The sequence below is a fragment of the Demequina aurantiaca genome, from assembly GCF_050598105.1.
Classification (GTDB): domain Bacteria; phylum Actinomycetota; class Actinomycetes; order Actinomycetales; family Demequinaceae; genus Demequina; species Demequina aurantiaca_A.
On record NZ_CP192436.1, the window covers coordinates 1,265,957 to 1,291,753 of the forward strand.

Here is a 25,797-nt window from a genome sequence, read left to right on the forward strand (position 1 = left end):
TGCTTTGTGCGGGGGGAGTCAGTTGTAGATCAGCACGATGTCGGTGCCGCGTTCGACGTCAGTCCCGGGCGCGATCGACTGGTCGGCGATCCGATCCCGGGAGCTGAAGGGCCAACGGGCTCGCAACTCGGGGATCAGGCCAACGTCCTTGGCATTCTGGACCGCCTCGTCGACGGCGTCGAAGACGAAGTTCGGGACGTCGACCAGTGGGGGACCGTCCGAGACCCAGATGGTGATCGCATCGGTACGGATACCATCGTCCCCAGCCGCTGGGTCCTGCTTAAACACGATGCCCTTGGGCTGGTCGTCCGTGCGTTCCCGCTTGACGCTCACGACTAGTGCGTCCTCGCCGAGGGTCGCCTGTGCGTCTGCCTCACTCTGGCCCACGACGTCGGGGAAGGAGACGGGAGCGGGGCCACCGGAAACCGTGAGGGAGATGGCCGAGTCGTGACGCACGGTCTCCCCAGACTCGGGGTCCTGCGACAGCACTTCGCCCTTGGGGACGGTATCCGAGGGCTTCTCTTCAGTCTCGCCGACCTCGAAGCCGGCCTCGGTTATCGCGGCGGTCGCGTCATCCTGGTTGCTGCCGACGAGCGCAGGCACCGCGGTCATCTCCGGGCCCTTGGAGACAATGATGGTGATCAGAGCGCCGTTGGGTACCTGGGTCTGGCCCGCGGGATCGGTGGCGATCACGGTCCCGTCGGCGATGTCGTCGTCAAACTGGAACTCGGTCTCGGTGACCAGGCCTACCGCTTCGAGCACCTGCTCGGCATCCTGCTGGGTGCCGGCCACCGCGGGAACGGTGGTGAACGCGCCAGGTCCCACGGAGTTGTACCACCAGAAAGCCACGCCTCCCAACACCAGAATCGCGGCCAGGATGGCTCCGGACCACCACAGCCCTCGGCGCTGGGGGGCAACGGGCTCCCTAGCCTCCGGGTCGTCCTCGATCATTTCCGCGCCTACTGAGACGGGCGCGAAGGCGGACTCCCCAAGCCCGATGGGCAGTACGACGGTGGCGCCCGCGGGGGCCGGATCGAACACCGTGGTGGCGTCGTCATCATCACCGGTCAGGAGGATCGCCCCGGACGGGGGATCCGCTCGGCGATCCAGCGTCGGGTCGTCGATGAGTGAGCGAGCCTGCCTGACCATCGTCACAGCTGCCGCGCCGTTCATGGGGCGGTCGTCGGGGTCGCGCGCCACCAACTGCGCTACGAGTGCATCGAACTCAGGGGGGAGCCAGGGGACCGACTCGGACGGCGCGGGGACGTCCTCGTGGACATGCCTGGATGCGACCTCGATGGCCGAGTCGCCCGTAAATGGCTGATGTCCGGTCACCATCTCGTAGAGAAGGATTCCCGCCGCGTAGATGTCGGTGCGCGCATCCTGAGTGCCGCGCGACACCAGCTCGGGGCCTAGGTAGGCGACGGTGCCCATGATGGTGCCGGTAGAGGTCGACGTCACCTCGGTCACGGCGCGCGCGAGGCCGAAGTCCGCGACCTTGGTGCGTCCCTCCTCGTCGAGCAACACGTTTTCCGGCTTGATGTCGCGGTGGACGAGGTCCTGGCGGTGCGCGGCGGCGAGCGCGTCGAGGACGCCCTCCGTGACGGTGAGGGCTTCGCCGAGCGTCAGGCAACCCTCATGGTTCATTCGCTGGCGCAGATTCTCGCCCTCGACGTACTCCATCGTGAGATAGGAGATCTCGCCGTCGATGCCCTGGTCGTAGACGCGGACCATCCCGGGGTGGGTGAGTCGGGCGGCGGCCTTGGCCTCGCGCCTAAAGCGGGCGGTGAACTCCGACGAGTCGAGGTCTGAGCCCAGACCCGCGCGCATTACCTTGAGAGCGACCAATCGTTCGAGCCGCTTGTCGAAGGCCAGATAGACGGTGGCCATTCCGCCCGCGCCGATGCATTCGCGCACGAGGTATCGGCCGTCGACCAGACGGCCGAGGAGCGGGTCGGTGAGGGTGTCGGACACAGGGTCATTCTAAGGTGGAGAGAGTGCACGCCACGCACAGCCAAGGGCGGTAGTGACACATCTGTTACTTGAAACGGGTAATGAGCGACTGCACGCTGGCCACGTAGCGCTTGGTGTCCGCGTACAGCCCGTACTTGCGAACGGCGGTCTCGCCCTGGTAATACCCGCCAATGGCGTCGTCGAGGGGCGTGCCGTTGCGCTGCAGCTTCTTCAGGATCGCGACTCCGGCCACGACGTTGTCCTCGGGGATGAGCAAGTTCAGGTCGCGGCCCACGATGGTCGACGCCCATTCGCCCGAGGTCGGGATGACCTGCATGACGCCGATGGCGTTCGCGGGGGAGACTGCGCGCATGTCGAAGCCGGACTCCTGGTACGCGACTGCCTGCGCAAGTGCTGGGTCGACTCCCATCGAATTCGCGGTCTTGATGATCAGGGCCTGCATCTGCGTCTTCGAGGGCACGTCCATGGCCTTGAGAGTCGCCTTGTTCTGGTTGGCGGCGCCCACGACGGGGGCGGAGTAGGTGCGACCCAGGAAGGTGTCTCCGACCAGTCCCTCTGGAGTGTCGGCGAATTCGCTCAGGTTCTTGTCGGTCGCGAGCTTTGGCTCACCCGAGGTGTTGGTTGAGCCCTGCTTGACGTTGGACACGGTGGTGGCGCCGGTGGAGTTCGCGCCGGGAATGGAGAGGTTCTGCCCCACGCGGATGTAGGCGGCCTGGGTGAGGCTGTTCGCCGTGATGATCGCCGACACGGTGGTGCCGTACTTGCGCGACAGGTCCCACACCGTGTCTCCCGCAGCCACCTGGTGGATGCCCGTTGTGCTCGAAGCGGTGGGTGCAGAGGTGGAGGAGTTCGTCTGGATGGACGTGGTCGACGTGGAGGCGGCGCCGGGCATCGTGAGCTGCTGCCCGATGCGGATGATGGCCGACTGGTTCAGCCCGTTGGCTGCGACGACGGCGGACACGGTGGTGCCGTACTTGAGGGACAGGTCCCATACGGTATCGCCACGCACCACCTTGTGGGTGGCGGGGCTAGCCGAAGTGCTCGTCGATGACTTCGCGGAGTTGGTCGCGGTGGGCGCCTTCGTGCCGGCCGATGCGGTGGGGATCGTGATCGTGGATCCCTTGAAGATTGTGGCGCGCGTGTTGAGCCGGTTCGCGGCGATGATGGCGTCAATCGTGCTGCCGTAGCGCTGCGCGAGGTCGCTCACGGTGTCACCGGAGGTGACCTTGTGCTGCTCGTCTGCCTGCGCGGCGGTCGCGCCGAAGGCGGTGAACGCTATAGCCGCGGCAGTTCCGAGTGCGGCGATGCGGGTCGCGTGACGTGACGGTCCTAGGTTTCCCACGATGTTCTCCCTGATGATGCGCATGTGTTTGATGTTACTCATGTTACAAAAGTGAATCTAACTCAGTCTCGACGTGTGCGCAAGGGGTCCGTGAGGTTTGTACGCTTGCCGTATGACGCAACCAACACAGTGGCTAACGATCCCCGACTTCGCAGAGGCGATCGGTGTGGAAGCCGGCGATGTCCGTGACAAACTCCGCGAGCGCAAGATCATCGCGATCCGCCGCGGAGACAGTAATACGTGGCAGATTCCCGCGGGCTTCATCATCCCGGGCGACGTCAGCCCTCACATCATTCCGACCCTGCGCGGGACGCTCGCACTGCTCGGGGACGTCGGATTCTCCGACGAGGAGGCAATCGACTGGCTGATGGCGCCGGCCGAGGAGCTCGGAATGACTCCGCTCGAAGCACTTCGTGCCGGTCAGCGCGCGCCCGTCCGGCGCCTGGTGCAGGCGCTCCTGTAGGGAGTCGCGTTACGCGGACCGGTGGGCGGCCGCACCCAAAAGGTAAGTGAGCAGGTCCTTGGCCTCGGCATCGAGGTCCAGGTCGGCGAGCTGACTGGACGCTGCCCGAGTCAACGACTCGATCTCCGCCTCCACTCGCTCCAGCGCGTCTGTTGCGACCACCACCGCGACGGCGGCGGCCACGTCTGCGTCGCTGGCGTCCCTGCGGCCCAGCGTGCTCTGCAGGCAATCCCGGCCCCCCGCGTCGGTGGCGTTCCAGGCGTGCCACACCAGCATCGTGCGCTTGCCTTCGCGGACGTCGTCGCCCGCGGGTTTGCCGGTGACCGCTGGCGCGCCGGTAAGACCCAACACGTCGTCGCGCAGCTGGAAAGCAATGCCGATCGGGACGCCGATGTCGCGCATCGCGGCTATCGAGCCAGCGGATGCGCCGGCGCACGCGGCGCCCATCGCGAGCGGGAATTCCGCGGAGTACGACGCGGTCTTGGTGCGCATCACGTCGCGAATGGCCCGCTCCTGCTGGACGATGTCGGCCAGCGGCTGCGCGGCGACCCGCATATCGAGGTACTGGCCGACGGTCACCAGTTCGGCCATGTCCGCGAACAGTGCGTTCACCGTGGTGGCAGCCGCCGGTGCGAGGGCGCTGGTGGCGTCGAATAGCGCGCGGTGCGCGGCCATCAGAGTCAGGTCTCCGGCGAGAATGCCCGCAGCGGCGCCGAAGTCGTCCGCGGAACCGAGCCACCCATGTTGCTCGTGGAGCTGGGCGAGCGCGCGATGAGCGGCCGGGCGGCCGCGACGGGTGTCGGAGTCGTCAAGCACGTCGTCGTGCAGCAGTGCGGCGGTCTGAAAGAGCTCGACGGCGGCGCCGATGCCGATCGCTATGTCCGGACGCGGGCCACGGAAAGCGTCGTGCGCCCCCGCGATGAGTTGCGCGCGTAGCCGCTTGCCGCCGGCGGACGAGGCCGCAATCTGATCGGTCATTTCTAGCGCCGCTGCCCCAGCGGGGGCTATCGCGATCGCGGTAGTCGCGAGCGACGCCGCCACCCTGGCGTCAACCGCGCGGGCACGTTCCTTCAGCAAGTTATCCACGCGTCCAGCGTAGAGCGCCTGCGTCCACAGGCGATCGCGGCACGTCCGTATTCCACACTTCGAGTTGGTCCAACCGTGACGAGTCGTGCTCGAGCGCAGAGTCGAGACATGACAATTCCCACACTCCGCGGTCCCGGCGAACTACTCGCCACTCTCCCCGTTGTCCTCGGCTTCACTCCCGTGGAGTCCGTCGTCGTCGTCAGTATTCGCGATAGGGGTGAGGTGGGCGCCGTGATGCGGGTCGACCGGGACGACTGCCTCGTGTCCGAGGTGCTCGCGCCGATGTCGCGTGCCATCGCGGCGCACCTCACCCGCGATGATGCCATCGCGGCAATCCTGGTGTCGTATACCTGTGAACCGGTGCGGCTGTGCTGCGAGGCTGCCGACGCGATCCGGGAATCAATTACGGCGGTCGTCCCGCGAGTCGATAGCTGGGCGGTGTCCGACGGGCGCTACTTCGCGCCGGGGTGCGCCGATGTGACGTGTTGCCCGATCGACGGCACACCGGTTCCCGTTGCCTCCAGCTCGCTCGCGGCATCGCCTGGCGCGGCCTGGCGGACGTCGGCTGCGCATGCCACCGCGCGCAGGTATTGGGGGACGGCACCGGAAATAGAGAGGCGGCGCTGCGCGCGCGCGGCGGATCGCTGGACCGCCAAGCGAGCAGACGATGAGCGCGGCTGGCGTCGTCGGAGCCTGGGTCTGTGGCACGAGCACTTGGTGCAGGGCCTCGGCGAGGACGCTGGGATGAGCGATACGGACCTGGGGAAGCTGGTCTCCGGTCTGGCCGACGTGCGGGTCAGGGACGCGTTGATCGTCTCGCTCGTCCCCGGCAGTGAGTCGGCCGTAGCGGACGTCCTAGCCGGCGACCCGACCGAGTCGGTGGCGAGGGTGCTCGACGCAATACTCGACCCGCATCGGGGCGTCGCCCTCGACGACTGGCAGGCCGCCTCGCTACGGCTGGTGTTGGGCGAGTGCATCGCTCGCAGCCGACGCAGGGACGCCGCACCACTGATCACCATGCTCGCGCTCGTAGACTGGTGGCTTGGGGAGCCCAGCGAGGCGCTCTCGCTGTGCGACGCGGCTAGCGCATGTGCCCCCGGCTACCGGTTGGCTGGCCTACTGCGGGCTACTATTTTGGCAGGCATAGTCCCCGGTTGGCGCGCGTAAGTCGGACATATGGGGCAACTTGGTCTCGCGGCGGATTCTCTTTGCGCTGAATCGGGCAGAAACCGCGACTTTCGGAGCCTCCGGGTTGACAGTGGCGTTAGACTTTAATGGATTTACACGATGCGGCGAAGAGCCACTTGTGCGCAGTTTAGCTACCAGAATGAGGTAGTCCCGCTGCATTCAGGGAGGTTCCTCGTATCGGCCCACAGCCGTGATCCACAAGGTCAAATGGTTGATGGGCGTCCTGTAGAAACGCCGTTCATCGAGTGAATTTAGTCGCGCGAAACCGTCGTGACGCCTCATGCGTCGCAAGTCCGTAAGTCCCCAAGCCCTCCGCCGCATCGGCGAAGGCAATGAAGAAGGAGAAGGCCACGACTACCGCAGCCTCGCCCAAGACCACCGCCGCCAAGGCCAGCGTTAAGAGCGCAACCAAGAAAACGACGGCGGCCGAGAGCGCGCCCGCAGCAGTGGAGACCGACGCGAAGCCAGTCACGCGCAAGAAGGCCGCCACCGCGGCACCCAAGAAGGCTGCCGCAGCGGCACCGAAGAAGGCGCCCGCTGCTAAGAAGGCCGCCCCGGCCAAGACTTCTGCCGCAGCAGCCAAGAAGGCCGCAGCACCGACGGCGGCCGCAAAGCGCGCCTCGGCGAAGAAGGCTAAGGAAGACGCAGAAGCCCAGGCACGCAGCGTTGAGAACCAAGACGCACCCGTGGCTCAGATCGAGGACGAGCCCGTCGAGGCCAAGCCCAAGGTCGAGGACTCCGAGGAGCGCGGCTACGTGCTTCGCAGCGCCGACGACGACGCTCCGGTGCAGCAGGTCTTCACCGCTGGCGCGACGGCGGACCCGGTCAAGGACTACCTCAAGCAGATCGGTAAGGTGGCACTCCTCAACGCAGAGCAGGAGGTTGACCTCGCCAAGCGCATCGAGGCAGGACTGTTCGCGGAGGAGAAGCTGGGTTCGGGAGAGAAGATCGCTCCCAAGCTCCGCCGTCAGCTCGAGTGGATCGCCAACGACGGCCGTCACGCCAAGAACCACCTCCTCGAGGCCAACCTGCGCCTCGTGGTATCGCTCGCGAAGCGCTACACCGGCCGCGGAATGCTCTTCCTGGACCTCATCCAGGAGGGTAACCTCGGTCTGATTCGCGCGGTCGAGAAGTTCGACTACACCAAGGGTTACAAGTTCTCCACGTACGCGACCTGGTGGATCCGTCAGGCCATCACGCGCGCCATGGCCGACCAGGCCCGCACCATCCGTATCCCCGTTCACATGGTCGAGGTCATCAACAAGCTCGCGCGCGTTCAGCGCCAGATGCTTCAGGACCTGGGTCGCGAACCTACTCCAGAAGAGCTCGCAGCTGAACTCGACATGACGCCAGAAAAGGTCGTCGAAGTTCAGAAGTACGGCCGCGAGCCCATCTCCCTGCACACCCCCCTTGGCGAGGATGGCGACAGCGAGTTCGGAGACCTCATCGAGGACTCCGAGGCCGTGGTTCCCGCCGACGCGGTGGGCTTTACGCTCCTGCAGGAGGAACTCAGCAAGGTCATGGACACCCTGAGCGAGCGCGAGGCCGGCGTGGTCGGTATGCGCTTTGGCCTGACCGACGGTCAGCCCAAGACGCTCGACGAGATCGGCCGCGTCTTCGGGGTCACCCGCGAGCGCATCCGTCAGATCGAATCCAAGACGATGTCGAAGCTGCGCCACCCGAGCCGTTCACAGGTGTTGCGCGACTACCTCGACTAAGCCACGAGCCTGCGCGCTAGCACTTAGCGAATAGCGCAATAGCAACGCATCGACGCCTTCAGCGCCGGTGCGTTGCTTGCGTTCAGGAGGGCGCCGAGCGACGGCTACTGCGGCGCCAGCGGATCCTTGCGGTTCACGTAGGAGAAGTCCCGGATGGCAAACGGTGTCGCCAGGGCAACGATGGCGGCGAGGCCCGCAGCCCAACCCACCGCGGTGTTGGCGGGAGAGTCCGTCAGGCGGCCCACCGCGATCCACCACAGACCCCACGCGAGCGCGAATCCAGTAGCCATGCTCAAGGGTGGCGAGGCCCTCAAACCGCGTGCGAGCGCGATGGACAGTGCCGCCGCCATCACCAGTGCGGCGATAGCGAAGGGCATACCGTCACCCGCGGAGAAGTCCCCGTCGCTGGCCGCGAGCACCGCGGTAGCATTCGCGATGGTCGCTACGACCACCCAGCCCAGATAGAGCCCGACAGGCACGTCAGTGGTCAGGCGTTCGCGCCAGTCGGACGGGGGAGTTGACGCAAGGCGTGCGGCCACCACGCTCAGCACAATGACGAGGGCGACAATGACTATGACTGAGGCCCACAGCGCCCCCGCCTGAACGACGCCAATCCACGCGGCGTTGAGGAGCATGGACACCAGCACCAACCAGGCCGTGGCGCGCAGGCGCGGATCGGTCGCGTGGCGCGGCAGGAACTGAAAGACCGCGAAGACCGCGAGCCCTAGGTAGATGAACGACCAAATGCCGAAGGCAGCCGTCGCGGGGGCGAGGAGCGTGGCATCGGCCGCGAGCGCGCCACCCGCCGCTTCAGCGATGGGAGTGCCTCCGAAGGCGCCGGATCCGTACGCCGCCCCGACGATGGCGCCAACCGCGCCGATCAGGACCGCCCATCGGCGCAGGGTGTCAGCGCGGGTGGCGGGCGGGGCGAGCGAAGGGTCAGTGGGTGAAGTGGGTGAAGTGGGGTTCGACATCGTTGTACCTCCTACAAGGCAAAACATGGGGAACACCGCGATTCATTCCCGCGACGGCCGATGCAGTGCGAACGATCTGGCGAAAGTCTGCTCGCGTGCTGGGCTAGGGAACGGCGGGAGGTACTTCCAGGGTGGCGTCCTCGGGCCGTTCTGGGTGCGCTGGCTCGGGGCGGGTGCGGGCCGTCTGCGCGACAACGATGCCGAGCAACACCAGGATCGCGCCGGCCACCTGCAGGGGGGTGAGCTTCTCGCCCAGCCAGGCCCAGGCGACGATGAAGGCGAACAAAACCTCAGACGAGGCGAGGATCCCGACGGCGGTAGCGGATAGGTGGCCCAACGCGGTGAAGATCAGCACGAAAGGGGCGAAGGCCCCCAGGGTGATGACGAAGAGCAGCGGCAGCCACACCGGAACTACGACGGCCTCGAGTGCTCCCGACAGGGAGACGTTGGCGGTGAGCGTGGCGGGATCTAGCGACCACCACGCGGAGAAGATGCCCCAGAAGCCGCTCGCGAACACTGATGCCCAAAACGCGACGGCCATCGGTGGCATCGACGCCACGACGCGCTCGCCCATGATGAAGTAGAACGCGTAGGTAATCGCCGCGCCGAACGCCGCGACCACTCCCAGAAGGCGTAGGTTGCTGTCCCACACCTGGGCGACCACGGCTAAACCGACCAGAACGGCGCCGATCGCGAACCACAGCCGCGGATGCACGCGCTCGTTGAAAATCAGCCACGATGCGAGTGCCACCAGCACCACCGCGGTGTACTCGATGAGGAGCGCCACCCCCACCGGCAGTATCGAGATCGCTACCGCGTACAGCCACTGAATCATCGCCAGGCCGCCGATGCCGAGCGCGGCCAGGTTGCCGAGTTGTCGCCGGCTGGGCCGAAACTGCGCCCGGTCGCTGACCAGCAGCACAAGCCCCGCGATGACGGCGGTAGAGAGCACCCGGAAGAAGGTGAGCTGGGCGGGGCTCACGCCCGCGCCGATGACCACCTTGGCCACCGACCCGTTGATGCCGAACAGTGCGGTGCCGAGCAGGACGTAGAGCGCGCCGCGAGCGCCTGATTTGACTCGGACGGAAGCGGGGGAGGACGGCGTCTCGGTCACGAGCGACATCGTACGCCGCGGTGATGTCACCGCACTGCGTGTGCACGTGTGCGCTTCAGGCCAGGCACGATAGCATCGAGCCCTAAGACTCCTGCGGAAAGAGACTCATGGAAACCCTGACCAACATTCTTGTGATCCTGCACCTGATTGGTATGGCCGCGATCCTGGGCCCGTTCCTCGGCCAGCTCACCGCCAAGTCCAAGAGCATCACGATGACGATGGTGTGGGGCGCCCGCGCGCAGCTCGTCACGGGCCTCGCGCTCGTGGGCACCGCCTACGCGAGTGACAACGAGCCAGACCACGTCAAGATCGCGATCAAGTTGCTGATCGCCCTCGCGATTGTGGGAATCTGCGAAGCGACCCACAAGAAGTCCGGGTCGGTGAAGACCCCCTGGATGCTGGTGGGCGTGCTGACCATTGTCAACGTCATCGTTGCGGTGGCTTGGCACTAGCATGATGCCCGTGCGGCCCGCGGTAGCGAGCGACGCAGCGGAAATTGTGCACCTCGGGGCACTGATGTACAAGGCCGTCGGCGCGGCCCCCACCCCCATGTGGGCCGTGGACTCGACCAAGCTCGTCGCCGAGCGAATCGGCGAGGACCTCATCGGCATGGTGATCGACGCGCCCGAGGGCGGGTTGGCCTGCTGCGGCCTGGTCAATGTCGCGCCTCGGTTGCCGCGCCCCGGCGCGCGCTCGCACCACATGGGTTACGTGCAGTGGGTCTCCACGGCGCCCCAGCATCAGTACAAGGGGTACGCACGCGCCGTCATGGACGCGCTCCTGCAGGAGACCGACAGCCGCGGAATCGAAGTCCTCGAACTCCACGCCAGCCCTCAGGGGCGACACATGTACGAGGAACTCGGATTCTTCGTCAAGGGCGACAACATCGCAATGACCTCCCTGCGCAAGGACCACGGCCCGCGTTAGGCGGCCACCAGTGGTGAAGTGCGGCGCGGCATGAAGCCGATGTCGTCTGCACAAACTACGCTAGGCGCGTGCCTCAATCTGACTATTCCGCTCGCCATCTGTCCGTCCTCGAGGGCCTCGAGGCGGTGCGTAAGCGCCCGGGTATGTACATCGGTACTACCGACTCCCGCGGCCTCATGCACTGCCTCTGGGAAATCATCGACAACTCGGTGGACGAGGCCCTAGGCGGCTTCGGCACGGCGATCGACATCATCCTGCACCCCGACGACTCGGTTGAGGTGCGTGACAACGGTCGCGGCATCCCCGTGGACATCGAGCCCAAGACGGGCCTCACCGGCCTCGAGGTCGTGATGACCAAGCTGCACGCCGGAGGCAAGTTCGGCGGTGGCTCCTACGCCGCGTCCGGAGGCCTCCACGGTGTGGGCGCGTCGGTCGTTAACGCGTTGAGCGAGCGGCTGGACGTCTGGGTTGATCGCGGCGGGCTGACCCACCACATGGGGTTCCGGCGCGGAGAGCCCGGCTACTTCAAGGACGTAGCAGGCGAGGCCTCGCCCGATGCGGTGTTCGAGCCTTTTGTCACCGGTTCGGAACTGCAGACCACCGGCAAGGTCGCCAAGAACAAGACCGGCACGCGCATCCGCTACTGGGCGGATCGACAGATCTTCACCAAGACGGCACGGTTCACGTACGAGGACCTGATTGTGCGCGCTCGTCAGACCGCGTTCCTCGTTCCCGGACTGACGCTCACGGTGAGCGACCAGCGCAACCCGCTCGAGCCCAACGAGGAGAGCTTCCGCTACGAGGGCGGCCCGCGCGACTTCGTCGACTTCATCGCGCACGATGCCCCCGTCACCGACACCTGGGAGTTGACCGGTTCCGGTAGCTACGTGGAGACCGTGCCCGTGCTCAAGGCCAACGGTCAGCTGGTCTCCGAGGAGGTCCAGCGCGACTGCCAGGTGGACATCGCGCTGCGCTGGGGCAACGGCTACGAGACCGAGGTCAGGTCGTTCGTCAACATCATCGCGACGCCCAAGGGCGGCACGCACCAGGCGGGCTTCGACGCCGGCCTCACCAAGATCATGCGCTCCGCCATCTCGACCAATGCCCGCCGGCTCAAGCTCACTGGCAAGGACGGCGCGGAGAAGATCGAGAAGGACGACATCATGGCCGGCCTCACGGCCGTGGTCACCGTCCGCATCGCGGAGCCGCAGTTCGAGGGGCAGACCAAGGAGGTCCTGGGAACGGGGCCCGTGCGCGGCATCGTCGCCAAGGTCGTCGAGAAGGAAATGCAAGCGCTGCTGACGTCCCCTAAGCGCGACCTCAAGACCCAGGCGACGAACGTCATGGACAAGATCATCTCCGAGATGCGCGCCCGAGTCGCGGCGCGCAAGCAGAAGGAGATCTCGCGTCGCAAGAACGCGCTCGAGACTTCGTCACTTCCGTCCAAGCTCGCGGACTGCCGCAGCAACGACGTCGAGACCAGCGAACTGTTCATCGTGGAGGGGGACTCCGCGCTCGGGACTGCGAAGCTCGCGCGCCAGTCGGACTTCCAGGCGTTGTTGCCCATCAGGGGCAAGATTCTCAACGTGCAGAAGGCGTCCGTGACGGACATGCTTCACAACGCCGAGTGCGCGTCGATCATCCAGGTGATCGGCGCTGGCTCCGGTCGCACCTTTGACCTTCCCTCCGCGCGCTACGGCAAGATCATCTTGATGACGGATGCCGACGTGGACGGCGCGCACATTCGCACCCTGTTGCTCACGCTGTTCTTCCGGTACATGCGGCCCATGGTCGACGCGGGCCGGGTGTACGCCGCAGTACCGCCGCTGCACCGCATTGAGGTGATGGGCAGCCCTCGGCGTGAGAAGGAGTACATCTACACCTACTCCGAAAAGGAACTTGTCGAGACTCTCGCGGACCTGCGCCGCAAGGGCCGCAAGTACAAGGAGGACATCCAGCGCTACAAGGGCCTTGGTGAGATGGACGCCGACCAGTTGGCGGAGACCACCATGGACCCTCAGCACCGCATGTTGCGCAAGATCACCGCGGACGATGCCGAGGGCGCCGAGCGAGTCTTCGAGTTGCTGATGGGCAACGACGTGGGGCCACGCCGCGACTTCATCGTCGCCGGCGCGTCGCAGCTCGACACCAAGCGCATCGACATGTAGAGCTCGCGCCACCCTTGGCGCGAGACAGCTTCCGCTAGTTTTTTACTTGTACCAATCCGTCGCGCCCAAACGCGCGAACCCCTGGTGGAACGGGTACGACGGCAAGGCCCCTGGCCTTGCCCAGTGCCTCGTTCCGTGGCAGGACCGACAACGGTCACCCACCAGCAGCGCAACGGAAAGGTAATCATGAAGATTCTCCGCACCTCAATGCTCCTCGCAGCGACAGGCCTGCTCCTCGCAGGTCCGGCCTCAATGGCGATGGCAGCCGACGGCACCTTCGACGGCAGTTTGTCGTCGCTCAACGACTCGGGGGCCTCCGGCTCCGCGCAGGTCACTGTTGACGGCAGGGAAGTGACCGTCAACATCTCCGGAACTGGCTTCACTCCCAACGCACCCCACGCGCAGCACCTTCACGGTGATGCCTCCGGAACCAACTTCGTGTGTCCGACACCGGCCGACGTGGCTGAGCTCGACGAGAACGGCGACGGGCTGTTGTCCACGCCAGAGGCCGCCAAGCTCTACGGCGGGGTTCTGGTCGCACTAACCACTGAGGGTGACACCTCCGGTGACTCCGCTCTGGCCGTGGACCGGTTCCCGGTGGCCGATGCGGATGGCAACCTCGAATATAGCCGCACCTTCACTGTGACTCAGGACGTGGCGGATAACCTCGCCAACCTGCACATCGTCGACCACGGAGTCGACGTAGATGGCTCCGGCGAGTACGACGGCGACGCCAAGAGCCCGCTGGACGACAGCCTGCCGCTTGAGGCAACGCTGCCCGCAGCATGTGGCGCCCTGGGCGACGCGCAGACCGAGGCGATGCCCTCGGGCGGCGTCCAGACCGGAAACGCGATGGGCGACAGCTCGACTGCCGTGATCTACGGTTCGGCAGCTCTCGCTGCGGCCGCCGCAGCCGGTGGACTGGTCCTCGTGAACCGTCGCCGCGCGCTCACCAACTAGGGGCAAGGACGGTCGCAATGAGCAGCGTGATCGCTCGCCGATCGCACGCCTTCTGAGCAAGGGCCGGGCCACCACGGTGGTCCGGCCCTTCGCCCATTCAACTTCGACCCCCAACCAGGGAGGCTCAAATGTTTGACACCGAATCGACCAACACCGAATCGACCAACACCCTCCGTTTCGGCCTTTCGCGCACCGCGTGGGTGGCCATCGGGCTTATTGCGGTAGCAGCAGTCTTCGCGGTTCTCGCGTGGATGGCGTTGCGTCCAGTGGTTCCCCAGCCCATCGCGCAGGCGACCGCTGCGCCGCAGGCCGCCGCGGGCGAGCAGGCGCCATCGTCGGAGCCGACCGCGACGCCCCCACCTACGCCCAGTCCGGTACCGATAGACCTGTCCAAGCGCGTCGAGCCCATGATGACGAGGCCGGAACAGGGCAAGCCCACCCATCTCTCCGTTCCCTCAGTCGGTGTCTCCACTGATCTCGAGACGCTTGGCCTGCTCGACGACGGCTCGCTTGCCACGCCCAAGGACACCGATCTGGTGGGCTGGTATGGCGGCGGCGCGAGGCCAGGCGCCGTAGGACCCGCCGTCCTCGCGGGCCACGTGAGCTGGAATGGCGACCCTTCCGTTTTCTTCAGACTCAGCGAGGTCGCAGTCGGCGAACAAATTACGGTGTCGCAGGATGACGGCAAGGAAGTCAACTTCCGCGTCACTCGCGTGGAGCAGCATCCCAAGGAGGAGTTCCCCACCCTGGAGGTGTACGGCAACACGGCGACGCCGCAACTGCGGCTCATCACCTGCGGAGGCGACTTCGACGACTCGTCGGGACACTTCTACGACAACGTGATCGTGTTCGCTGAAATGGAGTAGAGGTAGAGTGCCGCGGGCGCCGAAGGAGTGGAAACTCTACGTGCGAGGGAGTACGCCACAATAGGAGCGTGAACGAACCCCAACCAGACCCGTCCGAGGAGTCCTTCCGCCCGGCACAAGCCGATGAGGAAGCGATCGAGCCGGTGCGCCTCATTGAGGACTCCGGCGCGGTCATGCGCATGGGGCGGCTCATGCTCGCGGCGGGAACCGCCAGTTACCGGGTGTCGCAGGCGATGCATGCGGTGGCACGCTCGCTAGGAATCGACTCCCACAGCGCACAGGTTTCGCTCACTGACATCTCGGCCACGTCGCGACGCGGCCGCATCTTCCGCACCGAGGTGGTCACCAACAACGTCTTTGCCGTCAACACCGACCGGATTGTGGCGCTCGACCACATGCGGCGCACCATGCCCCAGGAAACCACCCCGGCCGATGTGCACCGCAGGCTCGACGAGATCGAGGCGCGTGGCGCGCGGTATCCGGCCTGGGCGAATGCGGCCTTCGCCGGAGCGGCCTGCGGTGGATTCGCGATCCTCAACCACGCCCGGATCCTCGAGATCCTCGCGGTTTTCCTGGCGGCCGGACTTGGCCAGTACACCCGCCACACGCTCATGACTCGGCGTTTCAACATCTTTGGGGTGACCATGCTGGCGGCGGCTGTCGCGGCCGGCACCTACATGGCCGTCATGGCCATCCTCAACGTCACCGGGATCCAGGCCGAGGTTCACGCGGCCGGCTACATCTCCGCCGTTTTGTTCCTGCTGCCGGGATTCGCGCTGATCACTGGCGCGCTCGATATGGCCAAGATGGACATCACCGCCGGGATATCCCGCATTGCTTTCGGCACCATGATCACGCTAGGCGCGACGGTGAGCGTGTGGGCCGTCTCGCTGCTCGGCGCACTTCAGATCAGCGCCCGCGCCACCACGGAGCTGCCAGTCGGCGCCCAGGTGGCGATGTGGGCAGGCGGGACCGCGATCGGCGTCCTGGGATTCGCGCTCATGTTCAACAGCCCGTGGAGCCTCGCGTTATTCGCGGCCGGGATTGGGACAGTTGCCAATACCGGCAGGCTCTACGCCGTCGATCAGGGAGTCGTCATCCAGAGTGCGACCGTCGTCGCGTGCGTCGTAGTGGGAGTCCTGGCAGCCTTGGTGTCCCGCGGTGGCCGGTTCCCGAACATCACACTTTCGGTGCCTGCAGTCCTGGTGATGGTGCCCGGCGTCACCGCTCACGGAGCGGTGGTGAGCCTCAACCGGGGCGACTACAACGCGGCCGTGGCGGGAGTGCTGCAGGTTATATTGGTGGTGCTCAGCATCATGGTGGGACTCGTGGTCGCAAAATTGATCACGGATCGTGAGTGGGCATTCGAGGGAGGTCACGACTCATGGCATCGCACCGCTTCAGGGAAGTAGACCCGACTCTGCCGGACGTCGGCAAGAGCGCCCTCGGTCCCAAGGCCATGACCGAGCCGGACGCGCGGGACATCATGGCCTCGACCGACCTGCTCGCGCTTGGGCTCCTGCTCGGCTACTTGCGCTCGTACGCCGCCACAGCCGGGGCAGTGATGTTCTCACCCGCAGTCGCGGCGATCGCGTTGATCCTCGGAGCAACCACAGTGGCGGTCGTATTCCTGGCCATCTTTGGGTTGGCCTCGTGGACCGTCATGGAGGCCCGCCGACGCGCCCGCCAATGGGAGGGCGTCGTCACCACGCGCATCGCTGAACTGACCGCTGGTGCATAACTAGTCAGTCACCGATCCTAGTTCCAGCGACTCGGCGTTGCCGGACTTCGCTTGCGCTTGTGGCGCACGCGGCTGGTACGCGACGAGTTCCTGGTGGACTTGTTCATAAAAGCTGTAGACCGCATCCAACACAGATTCGATGAATCCGGATGTTCGCGCACTCCGCCGCCCCATTCCCAATTCTGATCTCATGGTCACAGTGAATTTCGCGACATCGCCAGGGAGTTCAGCCGCCATCACGTTCGCATCGTCGCGTAAAGCCGCGAGGGTCGCTACGACCGGGCTACGACTATTGCGCGCGAAGGCACCGATCTCGATACTGCCTGGAGCATCTGCCAATTGGCGCACGAGCCAGGAGATGCTCCCGCGTGCTTTCTTGTCCTCTGGCGCGCGAAAGGTCGTCGAGATTGACGTGAGACGTGCTCTCAGATCCACAGATACGTTCAGCTCTCCGATCGACTGCGGCACGATGAGCTCGCCAGTCAGGACGCCGCTTTCGCAAAGCTGCGTCACGAATCGCTTGGTACGGACGTTGACGTCTTCCTGCTCCGCACGAGGAAGTTTCTCCTGGACGTCGGCGTTGACGCGCATCCCTAGCTTGAGCGCGGCATAGGTCAGAAACTTGTCCCATCGCTGCGCGATATCGGTCGCGTTCGGGTCGGTACGGGTGAGTGATCCAGTTCGGACAAGTTCGCGCGCGTTGACCCAGTCTGGACCCATGTCGTCGAGTTCGACCGCTCCGGAAGATGCGTGCTCCAGGTAGCGCAGCAACTCGTCGACCAGCCATGCCTGCTCAGGGTCACTTTCGCGGGTGCGTGCCTTAATGCGGGAAGCCACGTTTGCGATTCGGGTCCAACTGAAGTGGTGGACGGCGACCTTGGAGCCTTTGCGGACCTTGAGCCCAGCCGTCGGGTGTTGGCCCTCAGACGGCGCAATCTCATTCGAGATCGTGATGACGGCTTGGTAACCCTCGCCCCTGGCGATCTCGATATAGCGATTCACCTGCTCAGCGGTGAGCACGCTGTTTCCAGTCTTTACTTCCACCAGGGCGGTCCACGGAGATTGGTTGCCATAGCGCACTTCGATAAGGCCATCGGGTCTCGAGGTGGTCTTATCGGCGAGTTTGAAAGGTGGCTCGACATAGGTATCGACGCGAGCCGCCCCTGCGCGGCTTGCTCCGAGGGGTGACAGTAGGTCAATCGAAAGGGTGCGAACGATGCTGAGGACCGCCAAGAGAGCTGAGGTGGCCCGTTGCTCCCTTTCGTTTCCGGCGCCGGTACCAACGACGGGGATTATTCTCGCCCGTTGCCACTTATCGTCCATTTTTCTGTCCCCTCATTGGTGTCAATTCTCCTAAACGCTATCGACAAGTGCGGCGAAGGAGGAGAGGACACGGCGTGGAGGCTAGGGTCGGACGGTTTCTGAGGCGACCCGCGGGCGTTCGACGCAGACACGCGCTTCCCGGAAGGGGGCGCGGAGCGGGGGTGAGGAGTTGTTAGCCGATGCCGTGGACGGGCGTGCTAATCGGGGTACCCGAGCCGTCGCGCCGACCGAACTCCTCAGGCAAGTCGACGGCCTGACCCGCGCCGGAACTCGCCCGCGCTGGCCCGGCACCCACCCAGGCGGCGAGCAGGGCATCCTCGCCGCGCAGGAACCTGTGGGCACGCACGCCGCCCGTGGCCCGACCCTTTGACGGGTACTCGGAGAACGGGGTCACCTTCGCTACGCCAGGAGTGGTCCCGGGCAAGGCCGAAGACGGTCCGGAGATGGTCACTACCAGGGGAGCGGCGGTGTCCGATGCCTCGGCGTCAACCGGCGCGATCACGCCGAAGTACGTCACCTTCGCGCCAGGGGTGAGCTTGATGCCCGCGACGCCTCCGCCCGCGCGGCCCTGCGGGCGCACGAGTGAGGCGGAGAAGTGAAGCAGTTGGGCGTCGTCGGTGACGAACACGACGGAGTCGTCGTCTGCTGCGAGTGCCGCCCCCACCACCGTGTCGCCGTCCTTAAGCGAGATGGCCTCCCACGATTCCTTGTTGGGGGTGTCGCCGGGGGCGACGCGCTTGACGACTCCCTGAGCGGTGCCGAGCGAGAGCGGTTCGGAGCTGGTCAGCGGGACGATGGTGAGCGCTTCCTCGCCGCGTTCGAGCGTGACGAGTTCGGCGAGCGGCACTCCGCCGCCCAGCGACGGCGGCTCGGAGGAGGGCGCCAGCGCGGGCACGTCGAGCAGCGACAGGCGGACGATGCGACCAAGGGTGGTCACGACGCCCACATCGGCACGGGCGGAGGCGGGGATCGACGCGCGAATCACGTCGTGCGCGCTACGGCGACCGTCCGTCGGGACGGGGGAGTCGTCCGCGGTGCGGGCGACGAGGCCCGTAACCGACAACAGTGCGAAGCAGGCGGTGTCCTCGATCTGCATCGGGATGGCCGCGGCGCGCGAGCCGGCGGCTGCGCTTACCGCGCCGGTCGTCGCGGAGGCCGCGGCGTTGGCGAGCAGGATGGTGCGGCGAGGCGTGCCATAGAGCGCGGCCGCCGCGTCCATCTCCTGCCCGACGACGGCGCGCAGCGTCGCCTCCGAGGACAGAATCTCCTCGAGATCGGCGATTTCCGCGAGCAGCTTGGCCTTCTCCTCCTCGAGCTCGACGCGCGAGAACTTGGTGAGGCGACGTAGGCGCAGCTCGAGGATGTACTCGGCCTGGATCTCCGACAGGTCGAACGCCACCATGAGTCGCGTTCGCGCCTGGCTGACGTCCTCGGACGATCGGATGATCTGGATGACCTCGTCGATGTCGAGGATCGCGATCAGCAGGCCCTCGACCAGGTGGAGGCGATCAAGGCGCGCGGTGAGCCGGAACTGAGAGCGGCGCGTGACGACGTTGATCCGGTGGCCAACCCACACCGCGAGCATCTCCTTGAGCCCCATCGTGCGCGGCTGGCCGTCGACCAGCGCCACGTTGTTGATGGAGAAGGACTCCTCGAGCGGCGTGTAGCGGTAGAGCTTCTGGAGCACGGCCTCAGGGTTGAACCCGTTCTTGATCTCGATCACGAGGCGCAGGCCGTTGTGACGGTCAGTGAGGTCCGTGACGGCGCTGATGCCGTCGAGCTTCTTGCTGGAGACGCCGTCCTTGATCTTGTCGATGACCTTCTCGGGGCCGATCAGGTAGGGCAGTTCGGTCACGATGATGCCCTCGCGGCGCGCAGTGACCTTCTCGACGCGCGTGGTGGCGCGGGTGGTGAACTTTCCTCGACCGGTCTCGTAGGCCTCGCGCACGCCCTCGAGCCCAACTATTTTTCCGCCGGAAGGCAGGTCGGGTCCAGGAACGAACCGCATGAGCTCGTCGAGGTCCGCCTTGGGGTTCGCGAGCAGGTGGCGCGCTGCGGCGATGACCTCGATCAGGTTGTGGGGGGCCATGTTGGTGGCCATGCCGACCGCGATGCCGGCCGCGCCGTTGACGAGCAGGTTGGGGATCGCGGCGGGCAGCACGGACGGCTGCTGCAGTTTGTTGTCGTAGTTGGGGACAAAGTCGACGACGTCCTCGCCGAGGTCGGCAGTGAGGGCCATGGCAGCCGAGGCGAGGCGCGCCTCCGTGTAACGAGCGGCAGCGGGACCGTCGTCGAGCGAACCGAAGTTGCCGTGACCATCAACCAGGGGAAGTCGCAGTGAGAAGCTCTGCGCCATGCGCACTAGCGCGTCATAGATGGCCGAGTCGCCGTGGGGGTGGAGCTTTCCCATGACCTCGCCCACCACGCGGGCGGACTTCACGTAACTGCGCTCGGGGCGTAGGCCCATGTCCTGCATCATGTAGACGATGCGGCGCTGGACCGGCTTGAGTCCGTCCCGGGCGTCGGGGAGCGCGCGTGAGTAGATCACCGAGTAGGCGTACTCCAGGAAGGACGCCTCCATCTCGGCACTGACATCAATGTCGACAATCTGCGCGTCGGACCCGTCGGTCATCTCACTCCTCAAAAAGCTGCATGGTCAAAGGGACTGCACGTATTGTCTCGCGACTGAACCCGCTGTCGGTGCAGGCACGCGGCGCCGGTACTGACAGCGACTGAGTTCCCACGGCGCGCCGGAAGGTGAAACACTAGGGCCATGTCTCAGACGCTTGACCAAGCTGTGTCCGTCGCCGGATACTATCCTGCCCTCGCATCGTCCGTCCTCAAGAGCGCGATTGGCGCCGAAACCGTGTCCGCACACTTCGTGCACGCGGAGACGACTTTTGACGACCGCGAGGTGCGCCGCCACATGACGGTCCTGGTGATCACCGAGACGCGACTGCTACGCGTGCACATGGACGATGGCGCTGGTCATTCCGGGGAACGCGCTCACGAGGCATCGGCCACGGTCGAGACGGCCTTCCTCACCCGCATCTCGAATACCGCCATGACCTACGTCGTGCATCACCCCGAGAACTTCCGCGAGGGCGATGGCCCCTCCGAGCTGGTCCTCGCTGTGGGCTGGGGCGTGCACTCACGCATCGAACTCGAGCCCGCTGCGTGCGGCGATGAGAACTGCGACGCCGACCACGGCTACACGGGCGGCATCACCGGCGACGACACCCTGGTGCGCGTGAGCGCGATCGCCGACGGAGCAGACACCGTCCGCCACCTCGAGTCCTTCGCCGCCACCCTGCAGCATGCCATTGGGACCCCTGCGTGACCTTCGCAGCCCAGCTTGGCGCCGCCGGCCTCAGCCTGCCCGCCTACGGCAAGAAGGACCTTGGCGCGGTACTGCCTGCCGCGCTAGCCGCGGTCGGCGCGGGCCACGTAGTCCGGTATCGCAACGCAGAGCAAGACCGACAGCGGCTCGGCATCCCGAAGGCGCGCCACGTAGTCGTGGTGATACTGGACGGGTTGGGCCACCGGCAGCTCGATGCGCGCCGCGGGCACGCCCCCTTCCTACGATCCATCGAGTCGGGCGTGGTGACGGCGGGGTATCCGACCACCACCGCAGCCTCGCTCGCGATGTTCGGAACGGGGCAACCGTCGGGCCGCACCGGCATGACGGGATACACCGCGATGAATCCGCGAACCGGCGAGGTCGCGAACCTGATCTCGTGGGAGCACGCTGACGCCCCCGAGGAGTGGCAGCGTCAACCCTCCCTGCTCGAGGAGGCCGCCCACGACGGATTCACCATCACGACGCTCGGGAAGCGGCAGTTCGCGGGCTCGGGACTGACGCAGGCGGTGTTGCGCGGCGGCCAGTTTGTTGGTGCGGAGAACCTTGCGGACCGTATCGACGTGGCGTTGGGCGCCGCCCGCTCTTCGGGCGTGTCCTACTGCTACTGGGGAGAGATCGACTCCGCGGGCCATCGCTATGGGTGGGAGAGCGAGGAGTGGGTTGCCGCTCTCGAGGACGCCGACCGCGAGTTACGTCGCCTCGCCAGCCAACTCCCGCGAAACACCGTCATGGTCGTCACGGCGGATCACGGCATGGTGGACGTTACCGGCGCCCGCCGCTGGGACGCCGGCACGCATCCCGGGCTGCTCGAGGGCGTGCGCCTCACCGCAGGTGAGCCCCGTGCCCTTCACCTTCACCTCGACGCGGGAGCGGACGCGGACACGGTTGCGGACCGCTGGCGCGACGTGCTCGGAAAGAACGCGGCGGTCGCGACCAAGGCCGAGGCGGACTCGGCGGGACTTTTCGGCGAGATTCTCGACGATGTCTCGGGCAGGATAGGCGACGTCGTCGTCGCGATGGCGGGGCGGGCGACCGTCGTGGACTCGCGCTCTCAGTCGGAGCGCTCCATGGCGCTGATCGGTGTCCACGGGTCGCTCACGCCCGAAGAGCTTCAGGTGCCGCTACTCACCGCCGTCGGGCACTAGTCAGCCCCAGCATCGTCGCGCCCCTCAAGCCGCGGACGACTTAGCGCGACGAGCACGGTCGGCAGTTAGTACGAGCGCGCCGTCCAGCGACCGTCGTTGCGCTCGATCGAGATCGGGTGGTCGAAGCACCTGCTGACCTGATCGGTCGTGATGACGTCGGTCACCAATCCCTGCGCCTGGACTCGTCCGCCACGAAGCAGTACGCCGTGGGTAGTTGACGCGGGCAGCTCCTCGAAGTGGTGGGTGACCGTGACCGTGGCCATCTGGGGGTGTGACACGGCCAGCCCAGCGAGGGTCGCCAGGAGTTGCTCTCGTGCCGCGACGTCCAGACCGGTGGTGGCCTCGTCGAGCAACAGCAGCGCAGGGTCGTTGATGAGGGCCCGTGCTATCAACACTCGACCGCGTTCGCCCTGAGACATCGTCGCCCACCGCAGTTCTTCAGATCGGGCGATTCCGACGAGTTCTATCAGCTCGTCGGCCCTGCGTTGCTGCGCCGGAGTGGGCGTCCAGCGGGGGACCAGCTCGATCGAGCCGGTGATGCCGGTAAGCACTACGTCGCGCGCTGGGATATCGCGGGCCAGTGGATGCCTCGCCGAGACAAAACCGATGTGCCTGCGCAGTTCGCGCATGTCGACCCGGCCCAGCTGGTAGCCAAGCACGCTGACGGAACCGCGGCTGGGGTGCATGACCGCCGCGAGCAGTGACACGAGGGTGGACTTGCCCGCGCCGTTTGGCCCGATGAGGGCCCACCTCTCGCCGCGACGAACGGTCAGGTCGATGTCCGCGAGGATGGTGCGTTCGCCGCGGACAAAGGAGACTGCGTCGACGCGCAGCACCTCGTCTGCGAGTCCTGCGTGGCTAAGCGGCATGGCGATTAAAGATCCCGGAGTGTAGGGAGGGCTTGGCCCAAAGACGGAGTGGCAGGTCTTGAGTTCCGCGCGGTAGGTGCGCGGGAAGGCCAGCTACGTGTCGTCGTTCTTGGCGCCGAACACGATCTCGTCCCAGCTGGGGACCGATGCGCGACCCTTCTTGGCCGCTCGCTTCTCTACTGGCTCAGCGTCCGCGGTGCCGGACTTCTCCGGCTTGGCCGGGGCCTCGTCGCGCCGCGCCGAACCGGCGGGATGTGGCATGGTGCGCCCGGCCGATGTGAAGCCGACCTCCGCACTGCGGGCCTTGGCGGCGGGACCAAAGCCCTCAAAGCCGCCGTCCTCGTCATCATCCTCAAAATCGTCGGCCTCGACGGCTTCGCGTGTGCCGCGACGGCCCTGCAAGTCTTCGAGGAGCGCCTCGGTGGGGTTGACCTCAAAGTCGAGCTCGGCGGCAGCGCCTGCGGCCGGAACGGGGGTGTCCTCGTACACGTCGTTGTCGACGTGGTAGCCGCCCTGGTTCGATTCGGGCGTCGCGGTCACCGCCGGGGGGCGGGTCTCGTTCAGCGGCGCTGCTTCGCCGTCCTCGCCGCGGACCGCGCTGAGGTGGCGCTTGGGGATGGGTACGTCGAGAAGCTCGGTCTCCGTGAGCCACCGGGCCTCGTCGTCCTCCGCGGTGATGGCACGGGCGCTGTGGTCGAAGGTCCAGCGCGCACGCACATTGCGACCGCCGGCGACGTAATCCGCGGTGACCTGCCACGGCTCGTTCACGTCGCGAGAGGCATCCCAAGCGATGGTGGCGGTGTCGACTCCGCGCGACGCCAGGCGGTCGGCGACGAGGTCGCCAAGAATGGGGGAGCCGACGTCGCGGCCGATGCGCGTTCCGCGCGCCAGGTCCGCGATGTAGGACCGCTCGGCGATGACCGGGACTTCGTACTTCTCGAATCCACGGACGTCCTCGCCGGTGATCTCCGCGAGTTCGGCGGCATTGAGTCCGGCGCGGATCCGCTGCTGAATCTCCTTGGGGCTGAGCCCCGAAGTGACGGGAGCGGGAGCGGCGCCAACCGGCGTCGCGGCGCGCGCGTGCCGGATGGCGCGTCGAAGTTCGTCCGAGATGGGCAGGGTGAACCGCTCTCCGGACTCGGAGGTGACGATGAGGTTTGCACCATCATCGGCTGGGCCCACCAAAGACAAGCGTGTCATGTGCCCAGGGTGCCACGCCGCGCGGGTTATCGCGCGTCACGCCACGCAGAAGCGACAGGTGCGGTTCCCGATCGACGGGTGGATGTGGCGAGACGCGTCGCCCGGCGGTGGGGCACCATGGGAGGCATGACCCACATTGCCGCACCTGAGACCGCAGAGTTACTGGACATCGCACGCAGGATTGCCCGCGAGGCGGGAGAGCAGGTGATTAAGTCGCGCGTCGATGCCAAGATTTCCGCAACAAAATCGAGTGCGGTCGACATCGTCACGCAAAACGACCTCGCGGCCGAGCGGCACTTGCGGGAACGGATCGCCCAGTTGCGCCCGGACGATGGAATTCTGGGCGAGGAGGAGGACGACGTGATCGGGACCTCGGGCGTGACGTGGGTACTCGATCCCATCGATGGCACGGTCAATTATCTCTACGGGCTACCGCACTACGGTGTCTCGGTCGCGGCAGTAGCGGGTACCCCGACACCCGCCCTATGGAAGCCCATCGCAGGAGCGGTGTACGACGGCTCGGGCGTGATGTGGTCCGCAGGGGCGGGCATGGGTGCCACCAGGGACGATGCCCCACTCGTTCGCACGGTGGGACCGGATCTTGCGGGCACGCTGTTGGCCACGGGTTTCCAGTACGTGCCGGAGCGTCGCGTGCGCCAGGGCGAGATCGTGACGCGCATGCTGGCCGAGGTGCGCGACATCCGCCGCATGGGGGCCGCCTCGATCGACCTGTGCCTGGTGGCTGCGGGCCAGTTGGACGCGTACTACGAGCACGGGCTCCACGCGTGGGACTTCGCGGCGGGTGCCCTTATCGCGACCGAGGCCGGATTGCGCGTGTCCGGAATTGATGGCGGACCCGCCACGGAGCGGCTGCTGATTGTCGCCGCTGAGGACCGCTGGGTGGCCCTGCGTGACGCCCTTGTGCAGGCGGGCGCGGATAAAACGTGGGACAGTTAGCGCGCGTCGAGTCGCATCGCGACGATTTTTGAGGCACAATGCGTGCGCCTGGGGAACAAAAACGACTCGAGGCGCATTGAGTACTCACCAGTACTTTTCGTGAAGGGAAACCGCCGCATGGCAACCGACTATGACGCACCGCGCAAGACAGACGATGAGATTTCAGCAGACTCCATCGAGGAGTTGAAAGCACGCCGTGCCGACAAGTCGTCCGGCGTGGTGGATGAAGACGAGGCGGAAGCCGCGGAGGGTTTCGAGCTCCCGGGTGCCGACCTCTCGGGTGAGGAACTCAGCGTTCGCGTGCTCCCACCCCAGCAGGACGAGTTCACCTGCATGTCTTGCTTCCTCGTGCACCACCGCAGCCAGCTGGCTGAGTTCAAGAACGACCAGCCGATCTGCTCGGAGTGCGCCTCCTAACGGC

23 protein-coding genes are annotated in these 25,797 nt (G+C 66.1%); 14 read left to right on the forward strand and 9 right to left on the reverse strand.

The features are described from left to right. Positions 1-18 precede the first annotated feature (18 nt). Together pknB and ACQU6B_RS05680 are read right to left on the reverse strand one after the other, a co-directional pair. On the reverse strand, positions 19-1,974 hold the full coding sequence (gene pknB, locus ACQU6B_RS05675) for a Stk1 family PASTA domain-containing Ser/Thr kinase (RefSeq protein ID WP_430869072.1): 1,956 nt from the start codon (positions 1,972-1,974) through the stop codon (positions 19-21). A gap of 64 nt (positions 1,975-2,038) precedes the next feature. Then, complete coding sequence (locus tag ACQU6B_RS05680; RefSeq protein ID WP_430869073.1) at positions 2,039-3,358, reverse strand: LysM peptidoglycan-binding domain-containing protein; 1,320 nt, start codon at positions 3,356-3,358, stop codon at positions 2,039-2,041. Positions 3,359-3,428: 70 nt separating this feature from the next. Here ACQU6B_RS05680 and ACQU6B_RS05685 point away from each other — a divergent pair, with 70 nt between their 5' ends. Then, on the forward strand, positions 3,429-3,779 hold the full coding sequence (locus ACQU6B_RS05685) for an Rv2175c family DNA-binding protein (RefSeq protein WP_430869074.1): 351 nt from the start codon (positions 3,429-3,431) through the stop codon (positions 3,777-3,779). A 9-nt stretch (positions 3,780-3,788) separates the two neighbouring features. On the opposite strand, the gene ACQU6B_RS05690 is transcribed toward ACQU6B_RS05685, so the two are convergent. After that, complete coding sequence (locus tag ACQU6B_RS05690; RefSeq protein WP_430869075.1) at positions 3,789-4,865, reverse strand: polyprenyl synthetase family protein; 1,077 nt, start codon at positions 4,863-4,865, stop codon at positions 3,789-3,791. Positions 4,866-4,973: 108 nt separating this feature from the next. Here ACQU6B_RS05690 and ACQU6B_RS05695 point away from each other — a divergent pair, with 108 nt between their 5' ends. Further along, positions 4,974-6,032 (forward strand): DUF4192 domain-containing protein, encoded by a 1,059-nt coding sequence (locus ACQU6B_RS05695; RefSeq protein ID WP_430869076.1) that lies wholly within the window; start codon positions 4,974-4,976, stop codon positions 6,030-6,032. Between the two features lie 353 nt (positions 6,033-6,385). Continuing rightward, the gene (locus tag ACQU6B_RS05700) at positions 6,386-7,771 is read left to right on the forward strand and encodes an RNA polymerase sigma factor (protein ID WP_430869077.1); all 1,386 of its coding nucleotides are present in this window, start codon (positions 6,386-6,388) and stop codon (positions 7,769-7,771) included. A 104-nt stretch (positions 7,772-7,875) separates the two neighbouring features. On the opposite strand, the gene ACQU6B_RS05705 is transcribed toward ACQU6B_RS05700, so the two are convergent. Beyond that, positions 7,876-8,745 carry a tryptophan-rich sensory protein gene (locus ACQU6B_RS05705; RefSeq protein ID WP_430869078.1) on the reverse strand — a complete coding sequence of 290 codons (870 nt, stop codon included), beginning with the start codon at positions 8,743-8,745 and terminating at the stop codon, positions 7,876-7,878. 103 nt (positions 8,746-8,848) lie between these two features. Beyond that, positions 8,849-9,859 (reverse strand): EamA family transporter, encoded by a 1,011-nt coding sequence (locus tag ACQU6B_RS05710; RefSeq protein ID WP_430869079.1) that lies wholly within the window; start codon positions 9,857-9,859, stop codon positions 8,849-8,851. A gap of 107 nt (positions 9,860-9,966) precedes the next feature. Here ACQU6B_RS05710 and ACQU6B_RS05715 point away from each other — a divergent pair, with 107 nt between their 5' ends. The 7 genes from ACQU6B_RS05715 (at position 9,967) to ACQU6B_RS05745 (ending at position 16,521) form a co-directional block, all read left to right on the forward strand. Next, positions 9,967-10,311, forward strand: a complete 345-nt coding sequence (locus tag ACQU6B_RS05715; RefSeq protein WP_430869080.1) for a hypothetical protein — start codon at positions 9,967-9,969, stop codon at positions 10,309-10,311. Between the two features lie 10 nt (positions 10,312-10,321). Next, a complete protein-coding gene (locus ACQU6B_RS05720) occupies positions 10,322-10,786 on the forward strand; it encodes a GNAT family N-acetyltransferase (protein ID WP_430869081.1) in 465 nt (154 codons plus the stop codon). A 68-nt stretch (positions 10,787-10,854) separates the two neighbouring features. Then, positions 10,855-12,954 carry a DNA gyrase/topoisomerase IV subunit B gene (locus ACQU6B_RS05725; RefSeq protein ID WP_430869082.1) on the forward strand — a complete coding sequence of 700 codons (2,100 nt, stop codon included), beginning with the start codon at positions 10,855-10,857 and terminating at the stop codon, positions 12,952-12,954. Positions 12,955-13,140: 186 nt separating this feature from the next. After that, positions 13,141-13,914: a hypothetical protein gene (locus ACQU6B_RS05730; RefSeq protein ID WP_430869083.1), complete on the forward strand. Its 774-nt coding sequence runs from the start codon at positions 13,141-13,143 to the stop codon at positions 13,912-13,914. 128 nt (positions 13,915-14,042) lie between these two features. Beyond that, positions 14,043-14,780 (forward strand): class F sortase, encoded by a 738-nt coding sequence (locus ACQU6B_RS05735; protein WP_430869084.1) that lies wholly within the window; start codon positions 14,043-14,045, stop codon positions 14,778-14,780. Between the two features lie 68 nt (positions 14,781-14,848). After that, positions 14,849-16,192 (forward strand): threonine/serine ThrE exporter family protein, encoded by a 1,344-nt coding sequence (locus ACQU6B_RS05740; protein ID WP_430869085.1) that lies wholly within the window; start codon positions 14,849-14,851, stop codon positions 16,190-16,192. Continuing rightward, positions 16,165-16,521, forward strand: coding sequence for a hypothetical protein (locus tag ACQU6B_RS05745; protein WP_430869086.1), 357 nt, complete (start codon positions 16,165-16,167; stop codon positions 16,519-16,521). The genes ACQU6B_RS05740 and ACQU6B_RS05745 overlap by 28 nt, the downstream gene beginning before the upstream one ends. Here the strand turns inward: ACQU6B_RS05745 and ACQU6B_RS05750 are convergent, their stop codons facing one another. Next, positions 16,522-17,844, reverse strand: a complete 1,323-nt coding sequence (locus tag ACQU6B_RS05750) for a hypothetical protein (protein ID WP_430869087.1) — start codon at positions 17,842-17,844, stop codon at positions 16,522-16,524. Positions 17,845-18,016: 172 nt separating this feature from the next. Further along, on the reverse strand, positions 18,017-20,476 hold the full coding sequence (locus ACQU6B_RS05755; RefSeq protein WP_430869088.1) for a DNA gyrase/topoisomerase IV subunit A: 2,460 nt from the start codon (positions 20,474-20,476) through the stop codon (positions 18,017-18,019). A 141-nt stretch (positions 20,477-20,617) separates the two neighbouring features. On the opposite strand from ACQU6B_RS05755, the gene ACQU6B_RS05760 reads away from it, so the two are divergent. After that, the gene (locus ACQU6B_RS05760; RefSeq protein WP_430869089.1) at positions 20,618-21,184 is read left to right on the forward strand and encodes a DUF5998 family protein; all 567 of its coding nucleotides are present in this window, start codon (positions 20,618-20,620) and stop codon (positions 21,182-21,184) included. Further along, a complete protein-coding gene (locus ACQU6B_RS05765) occupies positions 21,181-22,350 on the forward strand; it encodes an alkaline phosphatase family protein (protein WP_430869090.1) in 1,170 nt (389 codons plus the stop codon). The genes ACQU6B_RS05760 and ACQU6B_RS05765 overlap by 4 nt, the downstream gene beginning before the upstream one ends. Before the next feature lie 65 nt (positions 22,351-22,415). On the opposite strand, the gene ACQU6B_RS05770 is transcribed toward ACQU6B_RS05765, so the two are convergent. Both ACQU6B_RS05770 and sepH read right to left on the reverse strand, forming a co-directional pair. Further along, positions 22,416-23,219: an ABC transporter ATP-binding protein gene (locus ACQU6B_RS05770; protein ID WP_430869091.1), complete on the reverse strand. Its 804-nt coding sequence runs from the start codon at positions 23,217-23,219 to the stop codon at positions 22,416-22,418. Positions 23,220-23,312: 93 nt separating this feature from the next. Continuing rightward, entirely contained in the window at positions 23,313-24,419 is a 1,107-nt protein-coding gene (gene sepH / locus ACQU6B_RS05775; RefSeq protein ID WP_430869092.1) for a septation protein SepH, read from the reverse strand. A gap of 126 nt (positions 24,420-24,545) precedes the next feature. Between sepH and ACQU6B_RS05780 the strand changes: the two genes are divergently transcribed. Together ACQU6B_RS05780 and ACQU6B_RS05785 are read left to right on the forward strand one after the other, a co-directional pair. Next, positions 24,546-25,376 carry an inositol monophosphatase family protein gene (locus ACQU6B_RS05780; protein ID WP_430869093.1) on the forward strand — a complete coding sequence of 277 codons (831 nt, stop codon included), beginning with the start codon at positions 24,546-24,548 and terminating at the stop codon, positions 25,374-25,376. A 117-nt stretch (positions 25,377-25,493) separates the two neighbouring features. Next, a complete protein-coding gene (locus ACQU6B_RS05785; protein ID WP_430869094.1) occupies positions 25,494-25,793 on the forward strand; it encodes a DUF4193 domain-containing protein in 300 nt (99 codons plus the stop codon). Positions 25,794-25,797 lie beyond the last annotated feature (4 nt).